The organism is Lonepinella sp. MS14434, assembly GCF_042468235.1.
Lineage (GTDB): Bacteria > Pseudomonadota > Gammaproteobacteria > Enterobacterales > Pasteurellaceae > Lonepinella.
Window position 1 is genome coordinate 1982198 of sequence record NZ_CP170386.1, and the last position, 16933, is coordinate 1999130.

The window sequence follows — 16933 nt, forward strand, 5'->3', positions numbered from 1 at the left end:
GTAAATGAATGAAATTTACTGATCTTTTTATTAAACGCCCGATTTTGGCGATTTCAATTAGTTTGCTGATCGTGATTCTTGGTTTGCAAGCCATTTCGAAATTGTCGGTGCGTGAATATCCCAAAATGACCACCACAGTGATTACGGTAAGTACCACTTATCCCGGGGCGGATGCCAATCTAATCCAAGCGTTTGTGACCTCTAAACTGGAAGAAGCGATTGCACAGGCGGACAATATTGACTATTTATCTTCAACCAGTAGCCCGAGTTCTTCTCAAATTACGGTCAAGATGAAATTGAATACTGACCCAAGTGCTGCTTTGGCTGACATTCTTGCCAAAGTAAACTCTGTTCGTTCTGAGTTACCAAGTGATATTGAAGACCCGTCCATTACTTCCTCTACAGGTGGTTCAGGGTTAATGTATGTTAGTTTTGTTTCGGATAAGTTAGATTCAAGCCAAGTGACTGACTATATTCAACGTGTGGTAAAACCGCAGTTGTTTACGGTGCAAGGTGTGGCAAAAGTTAATATTTATGGGGGGGCAGAATATGCCATGCGTATTTGGCTTGACCCACAAAAGATGGCTTCCCAAAACCTTTCTGCTCCACAGGTCATGAGTGCCTTGAATGCGAATAATGTACAGACCGCTGCAGGGAGTTCAAATGGTTATTACAATGTTTATAAAAACAAAGTAGAAACCACCACCACCACGATTGAACAATTAAGTAATTTAATTATTGCCTCTGATGGTACTGACCTTGTTCGTTTACGCGATGTAGCCACCGTTGAATTAAATAAAGAAAATGATGATTATCGTGCTAGTGCGAACGGACAAGAATCTGTGGTGATTGGTATTGAACCAACATCAGATGCCAACCCGTTAGATGTGGCAAATGATATTTATCCTGTGTATGAACAGATTAAAGCACAAATGCCAGATAGTATTACTTCAGCTATTCTGTATGACCGTACTATTGCGATTAACAGCTCAATTAATGACGTGGTACATACTATTTTAGAAGCCGTAGTGATTGTATTGGTGGTGATTTTGCTGTTTATCGGTTCATTCCGTGCCATTATCATTCCGATTATTACCATTCCAATTTCATTGATTGGGGTATTGTTCTTGATGCAAGGTTTTGGTTTCTCTATTAACTTGATGACTTTGCTTGCGATGATTTTAGCTATCGGTTTGGTGGTGGACGATGCCATCGTGGTATTGGAAAACGTGGATCGCCATATTAAAGAGGGTGAAACCCCATTCCGTGCGGCAATTATTGGTACACGTGAAATTGCTACCCCTGTTATTTCTATGACCATTGCCTTGGTCGCGGTATATTCACCGATGGCATTAATGGGCGGAATTACGGGAACACTATTTAAAGAATTTGCGTTAACCCTTGCTGGTTCAGTATTTATTTCTGGTGTGGTGGCTTTAACGCTCTCACCAATGATGTCTGGTGCCTTATTAACTGATCAACATAGTAGCTTTGAACAACGAGTCAATCGTACTTTAAACAAAATTACCGATATTTATGGTTACTGGTTGCACGTGATTATGGCTTCTCGTAGTGCAATTTTGTTATTCTCTGTTATTGTTTTTGGCACGATCCCTGTGTTATTAAATTCACTCTCCAGTGAGCTGACACCTGCGGAAGACAAGGGGGCATTTATGAGCCTTGCTTTTGCACCGTCAAATATGAACGTGGATTATATTCAACAAGCCGCTAAACAATACGAGCAAATTATCAATGAAACCGAAGAGAATAAATTCTCAATGGTGGTTGCTGGTGCACCAACATCAAATAAGGCATTGATTATTACCACCCTGAAAGATTGGAGTGAGCGTAGTCGTAAACAGCCTGAAGTGATGAATGAATTAAATACCAAGGCTAAAAATATTCCAGAATTATCTATTACCAACTTCTCCATGCCTGAAATTGACACTGGGGAACAAGGGGCAAGTGTCGGGATCGTGTTAATGACCCCAAATGATAATAAAGAACTTGCCGTGGTTTCCGAAGAGTTCTTACAAAAGATGCGTACCTCTGGTTTATTCGTGTTTACGAATATTGATTTAAAATATGATACCGCCCAAATGACGATTACTGTTGATAAGGAAAAAGCAGGGGCGTATGGTGTCAGTATGTCAGAAATTTCTACTACTTTAGGTAGTTATTTATCTGCTGCCACCATTACCCGTGTGGATATTGACGGACGGGCTTATAAAGTGATCTCACAAGTAAAACGTGATGATCGTTTATCACCAGAATCCTTTAATAACTACTATGTATCGGCTTCAGATGGTACAAGTGTTCCATTAAGTAGCTTGCTCACCCTTACTCTTGAGCCACAACCTGTATCATTGGGGCATTTTAGTCAGTTGAATGCGGCGACCATTAGTGCGGTGCCAGCCCCAACCACCAAAGTCGGTGATGCGGTAGCTTGGTTGCAAGCAGCAGCCAAAGAATTGCCAAAAGGTTATACCTATGACTTTAAAGGCGAATCTCGTCAGTTAGTGCAAGAAGGTAGCTCTCTTGGTGTCACCTTTGCTCTTGCAGTGGTCATCATTTTCTTAGTGTTGGCGATCCAATTTGAAAGCTGGCGTGATGCAACGGTGATTTTGATTTCTGTACCGTTAGCATTAAGTGGAGCCTTGTTGGTGTTAAATATTCTGAGTTTATTAGGGGTAACTGGGGTAACACTCAACATTTATTCTGAAGTAGGCTTGATTACCTTAGTCGGCTTAATCACTAAACACGGTATCTTAATGTGTGAAGTAGCATTGGAAGAACAATTACATCATGGTGCAAGCAAAATTGATGCGATTGTGACGGCAGCCCGTCAACGTTTACGCCCAATTTTAATGACTACCGCAGCAATGATCGCAGGTTTAGTGCCACTGCTTTATGCCAGTGGTGCGGGTGCGGTAATGCGTTTCAGTATGGGGATTGTTATCGTGGCAGGTTTGGCTATCGGGACATTGTTCACCTTGTTCGTGTTGCCAGTGATTTATTCTTACATTGCCAGCGAACACAAACCATTACCAGAATTTGATGAAAATGCCCCACGTGTGAGTGGTGGAAGTCATCATTAAAATTAGCTAAAAAATAAACCGCACTTCTTTGAGTTTTACTTATGTGCGGTACAAAAAGCAAGGGTTTGCTATTAAAGCAAAACCCTTTTTTTGTTTAACTAAAGACTTAACTTAACCAGAAGAAATAACCAAAAGTGGCAATCGCAACAACGCAGATGAGATTTAAAATAATCCCGACTCGTACCATTTCACTTTGTTTCACTTCACCCGTACCAAATACAATGGCATTTGGTGGTGTTGCCACTGGTAACATAAAGGCACAAGAAGCACCAAGACCGATAATTAAGGCTAAACCAATAGGTGGCATGCCCAAGGCTTCGGCAATAGAAATAAAGATCGGTACTAGCAACGCAGCACTGGCTGTATTAGACGTAAATTCTGTTAAGAAAATAATAAAGGCAGCAACCACTAAACCGATAATGTAATAATGTCCACCTTGAATCGCAAATACGATACCGTCAGCCATGATTTTGCTGGCACCCGAGTCTTTTAATACTGCACTTAAGGTTAAGCCACCCCCGAACAGCATTAACACACCCCATTCGGTATTGTCTTGAATTTGTTTCCAAGAGGCCACATTAAAGACCACAATTAACACGGCAGCAAGTAACGCCACCACACTGTCAAAGCTGGCAATTTTGCCTTCCAATCCCAGCAAACCGGCTAACATCGGATTAATTGAGCTACTGAATACCCAGCAAAGTGCCACCACCACAAAAATGAGCAAGGTAATAACACGATCTTTAGTCATGCTAATTTGCTCAAATTTTTGAGAAAATTTCACATTTAAATTGGGTTTAAACACAATGTAAAGCGTACCAATCATTAATGGCATTAATACAATCATAACCGGTAAACCGTACCATAACCAATCTGCAAAGGTTAAATGTAATTGTGATGCTACAATAGCATTTGGGGGGCTACCCACTAGTGTTCCCATCCCACCGATACTGGCACTGTACGCAATACCTAATAACACAAAAATATAGGTGCCATGTTCTCTTTCACGATCTAACTGACTTAATACACCCATGGCTAGCGGTAACATCATGGCGGCGGTCGCCGTGTTGCTGATCCACATGGAAAGAAATGCCGTCACACTAAATAAATATAGCGTCGCAACAAATAAATTACCACGAGCTAACGCCATAATGCGGTTAGCAATTAAACGATCCAATTTTTGAATATGTAATGCGGTGGCTAACGCAAATCCACCGAAGAACAAGAAAATGGTCGGGTCAGCAAAGGCCACCAAGGCATTTTTGGTGGTCACTAAACCCAATCCAATAGCCAAAATTGGAATAATAATGGCAGTAATGGTGACATGTAATGCTTCGGTTAACCATAAAATAGCCACAAAAGCGAGTAGAGCTAACCCTTTGTTCGCTTTCGGATCAAAGGGTAACACATTTAGTAAAATAAAAAATAAAACAATATCTAACAGCAGAATAATCCCTTTTGGGTTTAGGCTGCTTTTTTTCTCAGGGGTGAACTCCATCATAATCTCCTTGTATTGAATCAATCAACAATATCAAGTTAGCAAGTTGTTAAAAAAAAGCAACACTTTTTTTATGGATTTGTGACGGCGATCATAAAATAAAAAAGTGCGGTTAAAAATTTTTCAAAATTTAACCGCACTTCATGACTATTTTGTGTATTATTCGCTTTCTAATTCATCTAAATCTAAAGGCTCTTGGGATAAGATAATACCAGTTAAATCCGCATACACATGATCTTCCGGAAAGAACGTCACACCGGCAAAATTCACCGGCACATCACTTTCCCCTTGAGTCTCATCATCCGCTCCCACCGGAATCGGTGCAAGGGCGTGAATACCAATATCAATATTTTCTAATTCTGCTAATTGACGAATAGCACCATAAACGATAAGGCCTTCCCAGCGATTATCTGCTGCGAGCTGAGCTAATTCGGCATCGATTAATGCACGACGAACAGCACCTCCACCATCAATCACTAATACACGACCCGCACCGTCTTCTTCTAATAATTCTGCAATTAAACCGTTTTTTTCAAAACATTTTACCGTGGTGACTTTACCATAAAAATTCGTTACACCGCCAAAGCTAGAAAAAATCGGATCCACTACATCTACTTGATCCAGATAAATATCGCAGAGTTCAGAAGTATCAATTTGCATAGCATTTTCCTTATATCAAAATTTTACTGTAGTATATGCTCGATCTTATAAAATTAGCAAGCCTAAACTGAATAAAACCGTGCTAACTAAAGCCAACATTGACATCTTCCCCAACATCGGACGGAGTGCCATCGGATCTTTTTGTTGATAAACAAAGCGAGCATGTTTAGCTAATAATACCGCAATAATGGCAATAATCATCAGTAATAACGGTTTATGTACAATAGCAAAAATCGCATAACAAAGCACCGCACTGGATAATAAAATGCAATGATAAATTCGCCCATTTTCCGCTCCAATTCGCACAATTAAGGTATTTTTACCGGCTTTTCGATCTTGTTCAATATCACGTAAATTATTGATATTTAATACTGCAGTAGAAAGAAAACCACAAGCTGCCGCGGGTAAGAAAATCGACCAGTCTAGACTGTGCGCTTGTAAATAATATGTCCCACAGACTGCCAGTAAACCAAAAAACAGGAAGACGGAAATATCGCCCAATCCCAAGTAACCATAGGGTTTTTTACCCACCGTGTAAGTAATAGCGGCTAAAATCGCTAAAACACCTAAAATAGCAAAGGCAATTAAATCTTGCGTGGTTTCATAGGCAAGTGCAATTAAACTGGCACCGGAAATAAAACTCGCCACACAAACTGCCATTAAGCCATTTCGCAATTGGGTTGCTGTCATTTGTCCTTGCTGAATACCGCGTAATGGTCCGATACGTTCAGCGGTATCCGAACCTTTTTGGTAATCCCCATAATCATTGGCAAAGTTAGAGACGATTTGTAATAAGGTGGCGGTCAGTAAACAGAGTAATGTTACTGACCAATTCAATGTTCCATGCCACTGCGCTAATGCAGAACCGGTTAAAATAATTGCCACCGCAAGGGGTAAGGTTTTTGGTCGAATCGTATCGAACCATGCTTTCATTGTTGCCATAATAAATTTCTAAAAAAATACACCGCACTTTATGTTGGATAAGGTAAGATAAAGGCGAATATTCTAACATAGATTAAAAAAGATGTCTGATTTGAGCTTAACTTTACAACCTATAGGGAGGATTCATACGCCCTATCAAGAAAAATTCTCCGTGCCACGCCAGCCGAATTTAGTGCAAGATGGTACAGGGATCGTGGAATTGATTTTTCCTTACAACGTCCCTGAAACGGTTCGGGGGTTGGAGCAATTTAGCCATTTATGGCTGATTTTCCAATTTGATAAAATTCCCCAAGGTAAATGGCAACCGACCGTTCGTCCACCCCGTTTAGGTGGGAATCAACGAGTGGGCGTATTTGCATCACGTTCTACGCACCGTCCTAATCCTTTAGGTTTATCTAAAGTAGAATTACGTAAAATTGAATGTGATAATGGCAAAGTGTTGCTCCATTTAGGTTCTGTCGATCTTGTCAATGGCACGCCGATTTTCGACATTAAACCTTATATTGCCTACGCCGACAGTGAACCCAATGCTATGTCAGGCTTTGCTCAGGAAAAACCAACTGCATTATTGCAAGTTAGATTTAGTCCAATCGCGCAAACTGAGGTACAAAAAATTGAAAAATTTCAACCGCACTTTCAGCGATTTATTATTGAAGTGTTACAGCAAGATCCCAGACCGGCGTATCAACAAGGACAGATTTCCGATCGGATTTATGGCGTGAATTTGTGGAACTATAATGTGCGGTTTTGGATTAGAGAGAATGGGGTAGTGGAAGTGGTGGAGATTGAAAATGTGGCAAAAAAGCCTGTTAATTTACAGGCTTACATAATTTGAAAAACTAAAGTGTTACGTCTAACTTCTCATACGCTCTAACCGCTTTAGCTAAGGCTTTTTCCACGTTTTCATCACGAGCTAAAATCACACCTAAACGGCGGTGTCCGTTCACTTCGGCTTTGCCGAAAATACGTAAATCGGTATTCGGTTCGCATAATACTTCCGCCAGATTGCCAAATTGTACTTGATTGGATTTTCCCTCCACTACAATGGCTTTTGATGCAGACGGACTGATGAGGTTGATTTGTGGAATAGGCAAACCGAGAATTGCACGAGCATGTAAGGCAAATTCAGACAATTCTTGCGAAATTAAGGTGACCATTCCCGTATCGTGTGGACGTGGCGATACTTCGTTGAAAATCACTTCATCACCACACACAAACATTTCCACCCCGAAAATGCCACGGCCTCCTAAAGCTCCGGTAATTTTTTCTGCAATGGCTTGGGCTTTTTGCAAGGCAACTTCTGACATGGCTTGTGGTTGCCAACTTTCACGGTAGTCGCCATCTTCTTGGCGGTGTCCGATCGGGGCTAAGAAAGAGGTACCGCCGATATGACGAACAGTCAGCAAGGTGATTTCATAATCAAATTTAACAAACCCCTCTACGATTACACGTCCGGCTCCGGCACGCCCTCCTTGTTGAGCATAATCCCATGCTTTTTGCACGTCATCAAAGGATTTCACCACCGATTGACCATGACCAGATGAAGACATAATCGGTTTCACCACGCAAGGCACGCCGATTTTTTGCACCGCACTTTCAAAGTCGGCAAGGTTATCCACAAATTGATAGGGTGAAGTTGGCAAGCCTAATTGTTCCGAAGCTAAACGGCGAATACCTTCACGGTTCATGGTGAGTTTGGTGGTCTTGGCGGTTGGGATCACATTAAAACCTTGCTGTTCCAATTCTACCAGCGTATCGGTGGCGATGGCTTCGACTTCGGGAACGATATAATCAGGCTGTTCTTTTTCCACGAGTTCACGCAAGGTGTTACCGTCTAACATAGAAATGGTATAAGCTCGGTGAGCGACTTGTTGAGCAGGGGCGTTTGCATAGCGATCTACGGCAATCACTTCTACGCCAAGTCGCATTAATTCAATCACCACTTCTTTGCCAAGCTCGCCTGAACCCAGCATCATCACTTTGGTGGCTTTTGCCGTTAAGGGAGTACCGATAGTTGTCATCTTGTTTTTTCCTTTATGCTTGTGGATAAAGCAGTTTCTCGTCTAACATTAAATCTTCATTTTTATTAATGCCAATGCCTTTATCAATCACGTGTTGTACCGCTTTGTGAGCGTCTTCTAATGAATGTTCCTTGAATGAACCGCATTGGTATTCATTAATTTCAGGAATGGTATTTTGATCTTTGACTGCTAATGCATCGTGCATTGCTTTTAACCACGCATCCGCTACCAGCTTCTCATCAGGTGTTCCAATTAACGACATATAAAATCCCGTGCGACACCCCATTGGTGAAATATCAATAATTTCCACATCATCGCTATTTAAATGATCACGCATAAAGCCAGCGAATAAATGTTCAAGGGTATGAATTCCACGTGGCGAAATAATTTCTTTGTTCGGTTGACAAAAACGTAGGTCAAAAACACTGATAATATCACCTTTGGGCGTGGTCATGGTTTTCGCAATTCGTACTGCGGGAGCGTGCATAATAGTATGATCGACTTTGAAACTATCAAGTAATGGCATATTTTTTCCTTTTTTTAAAAAAAGTTTGAACTTTATGGAATTGTGCAAGTCTTATACTATAAGCAACTTGCAGTTGTATAATAAAAAATTGGTTCCTTAGGTTATATTGCCCCTTCTTGTAAGGGGCGTTTTTTTATGTATTAAACATGAAAAATTGGTTACTGAATATTCTACACATTTACGCCCAAAAAGTATAACCAATCACCATACTCAACAAAAATAAATAGCGTAAACCTTTACCGATCAGCATATAAATTAAGGTTTGCCAGACATTCAGGCGTAGCCAACCTGCAACAGCACACATCAAATCACCTAACACAGGTAGCCAGCTGAATAACAATAAAATTGCTCCATAGCGAGAAAATTTGGCTAAAATCCACCGCACTTTGCTTTGCTGGTCAGGCTTGATTTCAGGAAAAGGCAACCAACGCCCGAGCCAGTAAGTGGTTAAACTACCTAACGTATTGCCAAATGTGGCAGCTAGAATTAATTGCATAATGGCTGGACTAAAATAGTGATTCGCAATAATCTGAATTTTGGCACTTAAGGCTAAAAAGACAATTTCTGAATTGCCAGGTAAAACGGTTGCACTTAGAAAAGCACTAATAAACATTAAATAAAGACTATGTTCACCTAAAAGTGCGGTTAAAAAATCAAACATTTTTTGTTATTTAGCGTAAATAATTTGATTAATCCGTACATCAAATACGTCCATTCCCCCAGCCAATCCTGCTTGCACACCCAGATCGGCATCTTCAAACACCAGACAAAGTTGTGGTTCGACATTGAGTAATTCTGCACAACGTAAGAACGTTTCGGGATTCGGTTTGTGATGTGTTACCTGATCGGCATTGACGACAGCATTGAAATATTGACGCAAATTAAATTTATCCAGTAATAAATCTACCATAAAGCCGTGTGAACCCGTGCCTAATGCCATGGGGATTTTACCAAAATTCGTTTTGATAATGTCAAAAGCTGGTAATAATGTGGCATTTTTTTCTACCATTTCAAACCCAAACTGCCGTTTTAAGCGAACCATTTCATCAAAATGCTGTTCAGGGATATTATGGCGTTGCATGGTTTCACGAGCAATAATTGACACAGTGGCACCGCCAAGCTCGTACATAATCTCGCCCGTAATGGGATAGCCTAAGATTTCGCCTACTTTTTGCCAAGCAAGAGCATGGCTCGGCATGGTGTCGATGATGGTGCCGTCCATGTCGAAGATAAGTGCGGTGTAACGTTGGAGTGTGTTTTGATCGAGCATGTTTGTTTCCTATTGGGGATCTTTTGGGGTATTTTGCTATAAAATTGGGGGGATGTAATTAGTTTTTTTGTTTTTTATTGCAAATTTTGTTGGGTTTCGCCCAACGGGCGACTTACTTTTTCTTTGCACAAGCAAAGAAAAGTACGGTCGCCATCGGCGAGACCGATCTCAATACAAACACAAAAATGAACTAAAAAGAAAATTAATAAAAAGAAAAAATAAAATGGCGCACCCGAAAGGATTCGAACCTTTGACCGCTCGGTTCGTAGCCGAGTACTCTATCCAGCTGAGCTACGGGTGCGTAGAGAGTTTTATTTAATCTATACCAATCCACCTAGAGTAAAAATGAAATGGCGCACCCGAAAGGATTCGAACCTTTGACCGCTCGGTTCGTAGCCGAGTACTCTATCCAGCTGAGCTACGGGTGCAGATTTAAATAAATTAAATTGTGACAAACCAACAGTCATACAACAAATAAAAATGGCGGTGAAAGAGGGATTCGAACCCTCGATGGAGCTTTTAACCCCATACTCCCTTAGCAGGGGAGCGCCTTCAGCCTGCTCGGCCATCTCACCGCAACTGGTTTGTGGACGATATGATACGGTTTTATATAAACAAGTCAAACGCTTTTTGTTAAAAACCGTTTATTTGTCTAAATCATCTACAATTTATTTAGGGTTTACGCTGTGCAGTGGCTAAGATTTCTCGTAAATTAGCAAGATGTGCCGTCGTTTTCTGTGCTTGTTGTTGCTCCGTTAAAGGTGGCTTATCTCGTTCCCATTGTACATCGTCTTGCGGTAACTCCAATAAAAAACGGCTGGGTTCTGGCGTAATTAACTCACCATATTGACGACGTTCTTTACACAAGGTAAAGCGTAATGTCTGTTGCGCTCTGGTGATGCCTACATAAGCCAAACGGCGTTCTTCATCTACATTATCTTCATCTATACTAGTTTGATGCGGTAACAATCCTTCTTCCATACCGATTAAAAAAACATGGGGAAATTCCAACCCTTTGGATGCATGTAGGGTCATTAATTGTACTTGATCACTACTATCATCATCTTCACTACGTTCTAGCATATCTCGCAAGGTTAAACTGGTGACGACCTGATTTAAGGTCATCGGTTCATTTACGTCATCTCCTTGTAACATACTTGCTACCCAGTCAAATAAGGTGGCGACATTTTTACTTTGCATCTCTGCCGCTTTTGGACTATTTGCAGTTTGATATAAATATTCTTCATATTGAATTTGTGCTAGCATCCGTTTTACAGCTTGTTCAGGATCAGAACGTAATAGCGCATCATTGAGTTCCACCATCCACTGCCCGAAGTGTTGTAACGCATGATAAGCCTTTGCTGTAATTCGATGAATTAACTCAAATTCAAAGATTGCGGCGAATAAGCTAATATGCTTTTCGTGAGCTAATAATCCCAATTTTTCGAGGGTAGCGGTACCGATTTCACGTTTGGGGGTGTTCACAATACGTAAAAATGCGGCATCATCATCTTGATTGACCAATAAGCGTAAATAGGCCATCATGTCTTTAATTTCAGCTCGGCTAAAAAAGGATGTCCCACCGGAGATTTTATAGGGAATTCGGTTTTGCATTAATATTTTTTCGAGCAAACGAGATTGGTGATTGCCCCGATATAATACGGCATAATCTTTATATTTGGTTTTATGGGTAAATCGGTGAGCGATCAATTCAGCTACTACACGTTCTGCTTCGTGTTCTTCATTTTTGGCTTCGATCACCTGTAGTTTCTCACCTTGACCTAAATTTGAAAACAATTTCTTGTCAAATACATGATCATTGTTATCAATCAAAATATTGGCACAATGTAGAATTCGTTGGGTAGAACGATAATTCTGTTCTAATTTAATCACATTAAGTGTCGGGAAATCATTGCGTAGTCGCATCATATTTTGTGGTTTTGCACTACGCCATGAATAAATAGACTGATCATCATCCCCTACCACGGTAAAATTGGCTTGACTACCCACCAAGAGCTTTATGAATTCATATTGGCTAGTGTTGGTGTCTTGATATTCGTCCACCAGTAAATAACGAATTTTTTGTTGCCATTTTGACCGCACTTCTTCGTTCTGTCGGAATAGCAACGTTGGCAACATAATCAAATCATCAAAATCCAACGCATTGTAGGCTCGAATTTGTTTGGCATAACGTTCATAGCATTGCGCAAAGGTTTGATATTTTTGATCTCTGGCTAATGCTAACGCAGTATTGGGCATAATCAAATCGTTTTTCCAGTTGGAAATAGCGGAGATTAACTCTCGTAATAAATCCTTATCTTGTTGTAATTCGTCGGCAGTTAAGTCTTTTAATAATGCGAGTTGGTCGTGTTCATCAAACAACGTCATATTGGCTTTAAAGCCAAGTTGTTTATATTCTCGTTTAATAATATCAAAGCCTAGAGTATGAAAGGTTGAAACAGTTAATCCCTTGGTTTTATCTTTACCAATAGAATGAGCAACGCGTTCTTTCATTTCTCGTGCCGCTTTATTGGTGAAAGTGACGGCAGCAATATGCTTTGGTAAATAACCGCATTGACCGATTAAATAGGCGATCTTATTAATAATGACGCGAGTTTTACCCGAACCAGCGCCTGCCAACACAAGGCAAGGACCAATGGTAAATTCGACAGCTTGTTGTTGTTGCGTGTTAAGTTTCATTATTCTTCTTGTGACCAAACATAAGGCAATAACGCCGTATCTAACAGAAAAGACAGGGGTAAATCCAAAATTGGCAAGCCCCATTTTTGCGCTTGTTGCCAGTCAAATTTGGTACCGTCGTAGGCTTGATATTTTTCTGTCGGATCAATTAATTGTACGATAGTCCCGCAGCCAGTTAGACCATTGAGCAACGATAGTGCGGTTAAAATGAATAAGGTTTTTTTCACGAGATGGGATTTTCCTTGAGTTTATATCAGCGAGACATTATACCCTTTTTACGCTATTTTTGCTTTATAAATAGACTTTCTATGGCGTACAGATTAAAATTGTTGATAATTTGTAAAATTTTTTTATTTTTTAGGAATGTGAAGCTATGAAAAACATTGTAATTGTCGGTGGAGGTGCGGGCGGTTTAGAACTCGCTACTTTCTTAGGTCATAAACTGGGTAAAAAGCAAAAAGCGAATGTCGTTTTAGTCGATCGTAATCAAACTCATCTTTGGAAACCGTTATTACATGAAGTCGCAACGGGCGTATTAGATTCGGAAACGGATGCTGTCAGTTTTCGAGCACATGCTTATAACCATGGTTTTAATTTTGAACAAGGATCCATTGCTCGTATTGATCGTGCCAACAAATATATTGAACTTGAACCGGTATATGGTTCGGAAGGGGATGTTATTGTGGTCGCTCGTCGGATTCCTTATGATTATTTGGTGCTTTCTATTGGCAGTAAATCAAATGATTTTAATACCAAAGGTGTGGCAGAAAACTGTATTTTCCTAGATGCGCCGGATCAAGCTTTACGTTTTCAGCATAAAATGCTAGAGCTATTTTTAAAGTTCTCTGAAAATAATGCGTTAGCTGAAATTGGTGAAGATGAAAGTAAACAAACCTTAGTGCAAGAAGATAAAGTCAATATTGCTATTGTGGGAGGGGGCGCAACGGGCGTTGAGCTTTCCGCAGAATTATTTAATGCAGCCAAGCATTTGTCTTCTTATGGTTACGGTAAAATTCGGAGTGATTGTTTGCAAGTTACTCTCATTGAAGTCGGTGATCGTTTGTTGCCAGCATTACCAGAGCGTATTTCTAATGCGGTTCGAATGGAATTAGAAGAATTGGGCGTGCGAGTTAAAACTAATACTATGATTACAGAGGCTACCAAAAATAGCTTATTAACCAAAGATGGCGAAGAAATTAAAGCTGACTTAATGGTATGGGCGGCGGGTGTGCGTATTTCCACGGTTACCCAACAATTTGATGGTTTAGCAGTTAATCGAATCAATCAGTTGTGTGTTAAAGATACCTTACAAACAACCTTAGATGATAGTGTATTTGCTATTGGCGACTGTGCCTTTTTATTACAAAAAGATGGCACGCCAGTTCCACCACGTGGGCAAGCCGCCACGCAAATGGCAACAGTCTGCGGGCAAAATATTGTGGCGTTACTTGAAAGTAAAATGGAACTAAAACCTTTTGTTTTTCGTGATAAAGGATCCTTAGTTTCGCTATCAAAATTCACCGCACTTGGTAACATAACTACTGGCAAAAAGAGCTCATTAACTGTTGAAGGAAACTTGGCACGTTTAGCTTATATTTCGTTATATCGGCTACATCAGCAACGCTTACATGGCTGTTTTAAAGTGGGATTAATTATTCTGATTGGACGCCTGAATCGGTTTATTCGCCCATCGTTGAAGTTGTATTAAGTCATTTAGAGAGCTAAATAACATGTTGTTATTTAGCTTTTTCTATTCCTTTTTTTATCCAATATTTATAAGGATTGTGACTGGTTTGTGAATGTAATAATTGATGATCCATAAATTGACAAAAGCTTGGAATATCTCGTGTTGTCGCAGGATCATCGGCAATGACCAGTAATACATCGCCATCTGACATATATCGGATTTGTTTACGTACTAACATGACGGGTTCGGGACAGCGTAATCCTTGAGTGTCTAGAGTATAGTCTATAGCAAATTCATTCATGATCATAATTTTTAATTTATTCTATTATTAACGTATAATAGCGTGAAGCAAGTATTTGGTCAAAAGTTAAGATGTATATGATAGAATCAGATCGTCATTATGTAATCAATCTTTTGGCATAACAAGAGCAGGATATCATGCATATTTTATCAATTATTAGAATTGTCGGCATTTTGATAATGTGTTTTTCATTATCCATGTTTGTACCGGCTTTTGTTGCGTTAATTTATGGTGATGGAGGTGGTAAAGCTTTTATTGAAACCTTTGTGTTTAGTTTATTATTAGGGGCATTACTATGGCGTTCATGCTATTACCATAAAGAAGAATTACGTTCACGTGAAGGTTTCTTAATCGTTGTCATGTTTTGGTTTCTATTATGTGGACTATCAGTGATTCCATTTTTATTTTTTGATGAACTGAATATTGATTTTGCACAAGCAATCTTTGAAGCAATTTCTGCCGTAACAACCACCGGTGCAACTGCAATTTCAGGATTGGATAATTTACCCAAATCCATTTTATTTTATCGACAATTTTTGCAATGGATTGGAGGGATCGGATTAATCGTTTTAGTGGTTGCTGTTACACCTTTATTAGGTATTGGTGGCGGGCAGTTATATCGTGCTGAGTCGGCTAGCCCGTTGAAAGATCAGAAAACCTTACCGCGTATTGGTGAAATGGCAAAATTACTTTGGATGATTTATGGCGGTTTAACCATATTATGTACATTAACTTACTGGTTAGCTGGTATGACTTTCTTTGATGCCATTTGTCACAGTTTCTCAACTGTATCAAATGGAGGATTATCAACCCATGATGCGAACTTAGGTTATTTCCAAAATTCTACCATTTATTTATTATCCAGTTTCTTTATGTTATTTACCGGTTGTAACTTTGGTTTGCATGTTCGAGCATTTATGAATCGGAAATATCAATCGGTTTGGAAAACTTACGCTAGAGATCCCGAATTCCGTTTCTTTTGTTTTGTGCAAATTGTGTTGATCGCCATTATGTCTATTGGGTTATATATTTCATTCCAAAATATGTCACTTTTAGATGCATTTTCACAGGGTTCTGCACAGATGTCATCTATGTCCATGACGGCTGGATTTACTTTGTTTAATTTTAATGAACTACCGACATTTTTAGCCATGCTATTAGTATTTGCAGCTATTTTAGGAGGATGTGCAGGTTCTACTTCCGGCGGATTGAAGATGATTCGTGTTTTAGTGATTTGGTTGCAACTTAAACGAGAAATTAAATTTTTAGTACATCCGAATTTAGTGGTACCGATAAAATTAGGTGGTACATTATTATCATCTCGTGTCATTGATGGCATTTGGGCATTTTTAATTGCATTTTTCCTAACCTATTGGGTGAGCGTTTTTGGGGTAATTTTATGTGGCATGGATCCTCTTGATGCGTTAGTTGCTATATTTTCAACTTTAACCAATGTCGGACCGGGACTGGGTTCTGCCAGTGTTGGATTCGCAGAAGTATCTAATGGTGCAAAATATGTCTTATCTTTTGCAATGATTGCGGGGCGACTTGAGATTTTTTCCTTGTTAATTTTATTTAGTCCTTCTTTTTGGAAAACTTAATGAAAACACTTATTGTATATTCAAGCCATGATGGTCAAACCAAGAAAATTGCTGAATTTATTGCATCTCAATTATCCGGCAATGTGGAAGTGCGGTCTATTTCTGAAACTTTTTCTTGCGATAATGTGGGTAAGATTATTATTGGTGCATCAATACGTTATGGATATTTTAATAAACAATTATATAAATTTATCGCAAAAAATACCGCACTTTTAAATAATAAACCGAGTGCTTTCTTTGGGGTGAATTTGACGGCAAGAAAGGAAGATAAGAACACACCAGAAACGAATGTTTATGTCCGTAATTTTTTGCAGCGTATTTATTGGCAACCCAGATGTTCAGCCGTATTTGCTGGCGCCTTGTTATATCCAAGATATACTTGGTTTGATCGTACTATGATTAAATTTATTATGCAGATTACAGGCGGTGAAACGGATACCAGTAAAGAAATTGAATATACAAACTGGGATAAAGTGGCAGAATTTGCTTTGGAATTTGATATGTTGGACTAATATTCAAATATTGTGTCTTTTTACAGTATATCTTTTGTTATTGTTTAATAAAAACGCAGTTAAATTTTTTTTATCAGAAAGATCTTGCGAACAAGATAAATATCCCTATAATGCACC

15 protein-coding genes and 3 tRNA genes are annotated in these 16933 nt (G+C 39.5%); 5 read left to right on the plus strand and 13 right to left on the minus strand.

Going from position 1 to position 16933, the window contains the following annotated elements:
* Window positions 1-8: 8 nt before the first annotated feature.
* The gene (locus O1Q79_RS09600) at window positions 9-3098 is read left to right on the plus strand and encodes an efflux RND transporter permease subunit (protein WP_386692050.1); all 3090 of its coding nucleotides are present in this window, start codon (window positions 9-11) and stop codon (window positions 3096-3098) included.
* 106 nt (window positions 3099-3204) lie between these two features.
* Here the strand turns inward: O1Q79_RS09600 and O1Q79_RS09605 are convergent, their stop codons facing one another.
* From O1Q79_RS09605 to O1Q79_RS09615, 3 genes are all read right to left on the minus strand, one after another.
* On the minus strand, window positions 3205-4596 hold the full coding sequence (locus O1Q79_RS09605; RefSeq protein WP_386693387.1) for a DASS family sodium-coupled anion symporter: 1392 nt from the start codon (window positions 4594-4596) through the stop codon (window positions 3205-3207).
* A 159-nt stretch (window positions 4597-4755) separates the two neighbouring features.
* The gene (rraA, locus tag O1Q79_RS09610) at window positions 4756-5256 is read right to left on the minus strand and encodes a ribonuclease E activity regulator RraA (RefSeq protein WP_386692052.1); all 501 of its coding nucleotides are present in this window, start codon (window positions 5254-5256) and stop codon (window positions 4756-4758) included.
* A 45-nt stretch (window positions 5257-5301) separates the two neighbouring features.
* A complete protein-coding gene (locus O1Q79_RS09615; RefSeq protein WP_386692053.1) occupies window positions 5302-6198 on the minus strand; it encodes a 1,4-dihydroxy-2-naphthoate polyprenyltransferase in 897 nt (298 codons plus the stop codon).
* 82 nt (window positions 6199-6280) lie between these two features.
* Here O1Q79_RS09615 and tsaA point away from each other — a divergent pair, with 82 nt between their 5' ends.
* Window positions 6281-7033, plus strand: coding sequence for a tRNA (N6-threonylcarbamoyladenosine(37)-N6)-methyltransferase TrmO (gene tsaA / locus O1Q79_RS09620; RefSeq protein WP_386692055.1), 753 nt, complete (start codon window positions 6281-6283; stop codon window positions 7031-7033).
* A 4-nt stretch (window positions 7034-7037) separates the two neighbouring features.
* Here tsaA and purT read toward each other — a convergent pair whose 3' ends face one another.
* The 9 genes from purT to O1Q79_RS09665 all read right to left on the minus strand — a co-directional run bounded on the left by purT (window position 7038) and on the right by O1Q79_RS09665 (window position 12942).
* Complete coding sequence (gene purT, locus O1Q79_RS09625; RefSeq protein ID WP_386692057.1) at window positions 7038-8219, minus strand: formate-dependent phosphoribosylglycinamide formyltransferase; 1182 nt, start codon at window positions 8217-8219, stop codon at window positions 7038-7040.
* A 13-nt stretch (window positions 8220-8232) separates the two neighbouring features.
* A complete protein-coding gene (gene luxS / locus O1Q79_RS09630) occupies window positions 8233-8745 on the minus strand; it encodes an S-ribosylhomocysteine lyase (RefSeq protein WP_132299323.1) in 513 nt (170 codons plus the stop codon).
* A 178-nt stretch (window positions 8746-8923) separates the two neighbouring features.
* Window positions 8924-9406 carry a YqaA family protein gene (locus O1Q79_RS09635; RefSeq protein WP_386688397.1) on the minus strand — a complete coding sequence of 161 codons (483 nt, stop codon included), beginning with the start codon at window positions 9404-9406 and terminating at the stop codon, window positions 8924-8926.
* 6 nt (window positions 9407-9412) lie between these two features.
* Window positions 9413-10015 (minus strand): beta-phosphoglucomutase family hydrolase, encoded by a 603-nt coding sequence (locus tag O1Q79_RS09640; protein WP_386692060.1) that lies wholly within the window; start codon window positions 10013-10015, stop codon window positions 9413-9415.
* 224 nt (window positions 10016-10239) lie between these two features.
* Window positions 10240-10316, minus strand: a tRNA-Arg gene (locus O1Q79_RS09645).
* Between the two features lie 50 nt (window positions 10317-10366).
* Window positions 10367-10443, minus strand: a tRNA-Arg gene (locus O1Q79_RS09650).
* Window positions 10444-10496: 53 nt separating this feature from the next.
* Window positions 10497-10590 (minus strand) — tRNA-Ser (locus O1Q79_RS09655).
* Between the two features lie 97 nt (window positions 10591-10687).
* Entirely contained in the window at window positions 10688-12715 is a 2028-nt protein-coding gene (rep, locus tag O1Q79_RS09660) for a DNA helicase Rep (protein ID WP_386692063.1), read from the minus strand.
* Window positions 12715-12942, minus strand: coding sequence for a YceK/YidQ family lipoprotein (locus O1Q79_RS09665; protein WP_386692065.1), 228 nt, complete (start codon window positions 12940-12942; stop codon window positions 12715-12717). Before O1Q79_RS09665 ends, rep begins: the two co-directional genes overlap by 1 nt.
* A 146-nt stretch (window positions 12943-13088) precedes the next feature.
* Between O1Q79_RS09665 and O1Q79_RS09670 the strand changes: the two genes are divergently transcribed.
* Entirely contained in the window at window positions 13089-14423 is a 1335-nt protein-coding gene (locus O1Q79_RS09670) for an NAD(P)/FAD-dependent oxidoreductase (protein WP_386692067.1), read from the plus strand.
* Between the two features lie 28 nt (window positions 14424-14451).
* Here O1Q79_RS09670 and tusA read toward each other — a convergent pair whose 3' ends face one another.
* Window positions 14452-14703, minus strand: a complete 252-nt coding sequence (tusA, locus tag O1Q79_RS09675) for a sulfurtransferase TusA (RefSeq protein WP_386693388.1) — start codon at window positions 14701-14703, stop codon at window positions 14452-14454.
* A 137-nt stretch (window positions 14704-14840) separates the two neighbouring features.
* Here tusA and O1Q79_RS09680 point away from each other — a divergent pair, with 137 nt between their 5' ends.
* Window positions 14841-16304: a TrkH family potassium uptake protein gene (locus tag O1Q79_RS09680; protein WP_386692069.1), complete on the plus strand. Its 1464-nt coding sequence runs from the start codon at window positions 14841-14843 to the stop codon at window positions 16302-16304.
* A complete protein-coding gene (gene hemG, locus O1Q79_RS09685; RefSeq protein WP_386692071.1) occupies window positions 16304-16816 on the plus strand; it encodes a menaquinone-dependent protoporphyrinogen IX dehydrogenase in 513 nt (170 codons plus the stop codon). The genes O1Q79_RS09680 and hemG overlap by 1 nt, the downstream gene beginning before the upstream one ends.
* The last annotated feature ends 117 nt before the right edge of the window (window positions 16817-16933 follow it).